This is a genomic window from Roseinatronobacter ekhonensis (genome assembly GCF_900499075.1).
GTDB lineage: Bacteria > Pseudomonadota > Alphaproteobacteria > Rhodobacterales > Rhodobacteraceae > Roseinatronobacter > Roseinatronobacter ekhonensis.
The window spans coordinates 1-5,443 of the sequence record NZ_UIHC01000094.1; the positions used below are offsets into that span (position 1 = coordinate 1).

Here is a 5,443-nt window from a genome sequence, read left to right on the forward strand (position 1 = left end):
TCCGCCCAGTTCACGCGCCAGACCTCGACCTCCGCGTTGTCCCAGCGGCCATCGAGAATGTCAGTCTCGGTGATCCGGTCTGAGGTCAGCACGCCCTCCGCGTCCTGCGCATCGACCGACAGGTCAGACCCCGATCGCACCTCGGAGGCCGTCAGCCCGCTTTCCGGCTCGAAATCGGTGCCGTCGAATTTCAGTGTCAGATCATGATCGGTGAAGCCAAAGGTGACACCGTCCGCACGGGCGATGCGCCAGCACCACGCAAGCGTCGTCGTCCCATCGTCAAGATGGGCCTGAAGATCAGGGTTGATGCTTTTCATCTGCGGAGTTCCAGAAGTGGAATGGAGGTGATTGAGCCCAGCCGCTCAAGATCGAGCGTCACGTCGAGCGCGTCGCTGTCAAAGCGGACGGGTACGTCGAACTCAAAACCTGCGGTGACGGCGACGCCGACCCCGGGCGCGGTACTGAAGGTGACGAGGCCAGTCGTGGTGTCGGCCGACCAGCCTGACGGCTGCTCGACGCCGCCGAACGCGATGCGCACAGTGCCCGTCACCGGCTTGGCGATGGCCCGCGTCCAGGACTGCGCGCCGGACGTGTAGCGCTTCACCAACTGGAACGACGTCATCGCGCCATCGCCGGTGCCAATCGCCTGATCGGTGAGCGATGGTGTGCCCGAGGGTAGACAGGACTTGTGGTCGCCCCAATCCTTGAAGCGAAACCCATGCAGCCGACCATTGCGCGCCTCAAAGAAGGCAACGACAGCCGCCAGATCATCAGCGCGGCGAATGCCGTAAGCGACATCATAGCGCCGTCGGGAATTTGCCCAGCTGGCGTTGCGCTCCTCGTCGCTGGAGGCCAGTTCGACGATCTGCGTTCGGCGCTCCGGCCCACCCCGCGCGCCCCGGCTGATATTGTCGGGAAACCGGACCTCATGAAACGCCATCAAGTCTCTCCATGGTTCGTGCTCTGGCCCCCGCAACCGGTTCCTACTTGCGGGGTCCCACTCACATCCCCCTCCGCCCGAGCGACACGGCGCGGGCGATGTCAGCCGCGACCTGCGTCCTGGATTGCCGGAAGCTCTCGGCGTCGCGGGCCATGATGGTGACGTTCACCCCGCCGCTCGCGCCGTAGCTCTGTGCCTCACGCGGCGACAGCACCCGCTCTCCGCGTTGCAGGATTGCCGGGACTTCATCGTGGCGGAGACCGGCAACGCCGCCGGAATGCATGCGAGGTGCGGCCGCGAAGGCCATCGCGGGGACAATCCGGCCTGGCGCAGAGGCCCCTACCATGCCGCCTGCATGCAAGATGTTCGCGAAGATCCCGCCCGCACCCCCAAGCGCGCCGGAAAGCGCGTTGGCGATCGGCCCGAGGATGAACCGCCGCGCCGCCAGCTTGGCGAGATCGGCCAACAGCGAGGTGACCAAGTCGCGGAAATCCAGCTTGCCGGTCTTGACGAAGTCTCCAACCGCGTTCTCTGCCGACTGGAATGCGCCGACGAGGCTCTGGCCGATATCCCCGCCAATCTCGCGTGCCTTGTTGGCATAGTCGCTGAGCGCTGCTGTGACTGCCTGCCAGCCGGTGACGGCGGCTTCGGTATTCGGTTCGGCGGCAGCGGCTGCAGCCTCGGCCGCAGCACCTGCACCCGTGGCGGCGCGTCCGGCATCGCCAAGGGCCGTCTCGAACCGCTCAGCCGCGTCGGTCGCCTCGGTCAGCGCGTCTGCGCCATCCTCATTGCTGCCCTGCACCGCGTCACGCAAGGCCTGCCAGCTGGCGAGTGGCGCACGCGCGCCTTCGGCCAGATCGCGAGCCGCGCCGCGATAGGTGTTGGCAGTTGCAAGGGCGGTATTGGCCGCCTGGGTGAGCCCCAGATCGGGGGCTGTGAGCGGATTGTCCTCAAAAGCGCGGTCGAAAGCGGATTGAGCGGCGGTGGTCGCAGCCGTCGCTGCACCCTCAAACCGGTTCTCGATCTGGCCCAGTTCGAGATCGGGGATGATCGAGATACGCCGCTCCGACCCGAGCGCTTCCAGCCCCTGGTTGATCCCGCCGATGAATGTATTGATGCGCGAAACGACGCCATTCAGCATGGCTTCGACGCCGTCGATCAGGCTGTTGGCCGCCTGAAACGCCAGATCGCCGATGGCCGCCGGAAGCAGTCCCCAGATCGCCTTGATCGCCTCATAGGCCCCCTCAAACGTGTTCGCGGCCGTGTTGCCAAAAGCCACGACGCTATCGATGGCGCTCTGCATGCCGGAGGCGGCATCGGCCTTCAGATCGAAGAACATTGCCGTGGCCGCAGCCCCCGCCGCCGCAGCCCCCATCTTGATGCGATCCCAGACCTCGACGGCGAGGTCTTTCAGGAGGGACATCGCTTCGCCAAACCCACCCGCACCGGAAACAAGGCGGGTGAACTGGTAGACAAGCTCGCCCGCGCCAACGATCAGTGCCCCGATGCCGGTGCGGATCAGCGCGCCGCGCAGAAGGACCAGCGCTGTAGCGAGCCCACGGACCGACAGCGCTGCGACCGCCATCCCGGCGACCCAACGCCCTGTAAGAAAGGCCGCAAACGTGGTGGCATAGGTGGTCAGACGGCCGATATTGTCGAAGAGGCCCCGGATCGCGATGCCGAGCGGACCGGTCCGGCTGGCCACGGCCGCCATGGCATTCGCGACGGCTTCCAGCGCAGGGGCTGCAGCAACCGCGAGCTGGTTCGACAGGCCACGCCAGATCAGGCCGAGCCGCGATATGGCGTCGTTCGTCCGCTCGATCTGGTTGGCATCCTGCTCGGAGACGACCACCCCGAAGGCGAGCACGTCCTCGGTCGCCTGGCGCAGCGTCGCGGTGTCGATGCGCGACATCGCGATGGAGCCTTCTTCGCCAAAGAGCTGACCGGCAACGGCGGCGCGTTCGGCCGCAGGCACGAAACTTTCGATTGCCGCGTTGATCGCGCCCACACGTTGGTCAAGCGGCAGGGCGATCAGCTCGGTGGCCGAGAGCCCCAGCCGCTCCAGCGCATCGGCGGCGGGACCGGTCCCGGCGGCCGCCTGGCTGAGACGGCGCGTCAGATCCTTCGTGGCCTGCTCAATCCCGGAGATGGAGACGCCCGCCAACTCACCCGCCCGCTCCAACGTCTGGATCGAGGCGACGGTGGTCCCCAGCGATTGCGCCAACTTGGCCTGCGCGTCGACGGTTTGCAGCCCGGACCGGACCATCGCCACGCCAGCAGCGGCAGCGGCGGCCACCGCGGCAGCGGCGGCCACTGTGACACGGCGGGAAAACGCCGCGAGCCGTGTATTGGCCGCTTCCATCTCCCGGCTAAGGCGGCCGAAGCCGCGCGCCCCGGCTTCGCCCACGCCTTCCAGCTCGGCACGCACCTGTCGGCCGCCGACTGCGGCAAGTCGGACAGAAACGCGCTTTTCAGCCATTGGAATGATCCATCTGTTCGTTGAGTTTTGCCACCATCACCGCCTCGATGGCGGGCAGCAGTTCAGCTGCTGCGGCAGGTGGCACGCCGAGTGCATCGGCCAGCGCCAGCGCTGCCGACATGTCCCAGCCGACAACCGCGCCCGGCAGCACACGGAGCTGGCCACCGAGGCGACCGACCAGGTCCCAGACCTGCCAGCCGTCATGCGTGAGCGGCTGGTTCAGCCGCGCCGGGCAGTCTTCGCAGGTCGCTTGGCACGCGTCGCAGTAGCGCTCGCCCCCGCCGAAGGACCATTCGGCGAGAGCGCGGAGACGTTTTTTTCCTGTTCCAGCAGCAGACCTTTGGAAACGTAGGTCAGCTGGAAGGCTTCGAAGATCGGCCAGACATCGAGCAGCGCGTCGATAGCCTCGGGGCTGGGGACGATCACGTTGCCATCGGCGTCGCCAATGCCCTCCCAAGTGAGAACTGCCCGGCGCGCCAGCGCCTTGGCGAAGGCAACGGCGCGTTCCTCGTCGCTGGCCTCCTCTGGCAGGCTTTCGACAACCGGATCGCTGCGCGTCGCGACCATAATGGCCGTCGTCAGCGGGCGGAGTTGCACCCGCACGCCGGGTGCAAGGTCGTGCCAGCGGGGTGCATTCGTCAGATCGAGCGTCAGCATCAGTAAATCTCCACATCATTCACGAGGGTGGCGGTGCACATCCGGCCGACGGTGCTGTCGCGGGCAGCCTGCCAGTCGAAGGTCGCCTGCACGCCCTGCGGTCCAGAAATCTCGATCCGGGGGCGCGGCAGATAGACGGCGTGCACGGTGAAGGTGAAGCTTTCACCAGACGGCAGCACATAGGCAAACTCAAGCTCACAAGGATCGCCATTGATCGCCTGTGTCACCAGTGTCTGATCGGCGAACCGCACCTCTATGGAGCCGGTCAGAGCCGCAATGGAAGGGTCCGCGCCGTCGATGCGGCCGTCCGAGCGGATGGTTTCGATTCGGTCGAGGTTGTTGGCATAGGTAATGTCGGCTGAAACGACATTGCCGAGAGCGGTGCCATTGCGGGTGATCGCCCCGTTGAAATGGCCGAAGCGCTGCAATTCAAGCTCGGCGGGCGTGCCTGCGCTGGTCGTGGTCCCGACCGTCTCGCCCTGTGCGACCAGCCGCGCCGTCGCGGTCAGCAGCCCTGAACGCTGCATCTGCCAATTGATCTGGTCGAGTACGCAGCCCGAATACATCGCATAGCGTGGCACCTCGGGCATGCCGGTCTCGATGGACATGCTGGGCAGCGTCCAGGACCCCGACTGAAATTCATGAGTCCAGGGGCCGGTTCCGGTCGTGGTCGAATCGCCAAAACCCGCCTTCAGCCAGAACCCGAAGGCCTCGGCGTCCAGCGGCACGACAACATCGCCATCGGCCGTCACCGCATCCTTGATCGGTGCCAGCGGATCGCGACCGTAGCCCAGCAGTTCCGAGTTCAGCAGCGGCTGCTCCGCGCCGAGCGATGTGCTGGCGAAGGGCATCTTGGTGAAACCGCCCACGGGCGGCGTTCCATAGGTCGTCTCGAACGCAAGCGCCATCTGCGCCCGCGCCCCTTGGGCTCGTGCCATCGTGTTCTCCTCGGATTGTAGGGATCAGCCGAGTGGGTCGGCCGTTGAATAGTGCAGCACCACCGGGATCACGGCGGCCTTCAGGGTCGCCGCGCCTTCGACCGGCAGATCGACAGGGCGCGGTGCTTCGGCCTCGACCCAGTCGCAGAGGCCACCAAGTGTGCGGTCGGCAGCAATTGCCGCACCAATGCTTGCGGTCAACGTGTCGAAGGCGACGTCACGGTCGGTGCCCTGAACGACCGCCTCGATCTCGGCCCGGTGCTGGTAGTGGTAGGCAAGCGGCGACAGCGTCACCTCGGGCTCGCCTGGCTCGCCGTCGCGCAGGATCAGCAGCCCCTCGGCCGGGACGCGCTCGGGCAGGACGTCACCGCGCAGGGCAATCGCGGGCAGCGCCGAAAGCCGCGCGTGCAGCGCGGTGAGGATGGTTTC

General features: G+C 66.5%; 7 protein-coding genes. All 7 read right to left on the minus strand.

The annotated features are described in order from the left end of the window. On the minus strand, positions 1-317 hold a 317-nt coding region (locus ROE7235_RS18530; RefSeq protein ID WP_121097281.1), incomplete at its 3' end, for a phage/gene transfer agent baseplate hub protein. Continuing rightward, positions 314-940, minus strand: a complete 627-nt coding sequence (locus ROE7235_RS18535; protein WP_121097284.1) for a DUF2460 domain-containing protein — start codon at positions 938-940, stop codon at positions 314-316. The genes ROE7235_RS18535 and ROE7235_RS18530, both read right to left, overlap by 4 nt. A 61-nt stretch (positions 941-1,001) precedes the next feature. After that, entirely contained in the window at positions 1,002-3,419 is a 2,418-nt protein-coding gene (locus tag ROE7235_RS18540) for a phage tail tape measure C-terminal domain-containing protein (RefSeq protein ID WP_121097286.1), read from the minus strand. Beyond that, on the minus strand, positions 3,412-3,540 hold the full coding sequence (locus tag ROE7235_RS20860; protein ID WP_281272876.1) for a DUF7697 family protein: 129 nt from the start codon (positions 3,538-3,540) through the stop codon (positions 3,412-3,414). Before ROE7235_RS20860 ends, ROE7235_RS18540 begins: the two co-directional genes overlap by 8 nt. 98 nt (positions 3,541-3,638) lie before the next feature. Continuing rightward, positions 3,639-4,076 (minus strand): hypothetical protein, encoded by a 438-nt coding sequence (locus ROE7235_RS18545; protein WP_121097289.1) that lies wholly within the window; start codon positions 4,074-4,076, stop codon positions 3,639-3,641. After that, positions 4,076-5,014, minus strand: a complete 939-nt coding sequence (locus ROE7235_RS18550) for a phage tail tube protein (protein ID WP_121097292.1) — start codon at positions 5,012-5,014, stop codon at positions 4,076-4,078. Before ROE7235_RS18550 ends, ROE7235_RS18545 begins: the two co-directional genes overlap by 1 nt. Before the next feature lie 24 nt (positions 5,015-5,038). Beyond that, the coding region (locus ROE7235_RS18555; protein WP_245964031.1) for an acyl-CoA transferase at positions 5,039-5,443 on the minus strand (405 nt) is incomplete at its 5' end.

What these genes read in the sequence shown, in the direction of transcription:
- ROE7235_RS18535 (WP_121097284.1), bottom strand. Translation starts at nt 940, where the DNA reads ATGGCGTTTCATGAGGTCCGGTTTCCCGACAATATCAGCCGGGGCGCG.
- ROE7235_RS18540 (WP_121097286.1), bottom strand. Translation starts at nt 3,419, where the DNA reads ATGGCTGAAAAGCGCGTTTCTGTCCGACTTGCCGCAGTCGGCGGCCGA.
- ROE7235_RS20860 (WP_281272876.1), bottom strand. Translation starts at nt 3,540, where the DNA reads ATGTCGGCAGCGCTGGCGCTGGCCGATGCACTCGGCGTGCCACCTGCC.
- ROE7235_RS18545 (WP_121097289.1), bottom strand. Translation starts at nt 4,076, where the DNA reads ATGCTGACGCTCGATCTGACGAATGCACCCCGCTGGCACGACCTTGCA.
- ROE7235_RS18550 (WP_121097292.1), bottom strand. Translation starts at nt 5,014, where the DNA reads ATGGCACGAGCCCAAGGGGCGCGGGCGCAGATGGCGCTTGCGTTCGAG.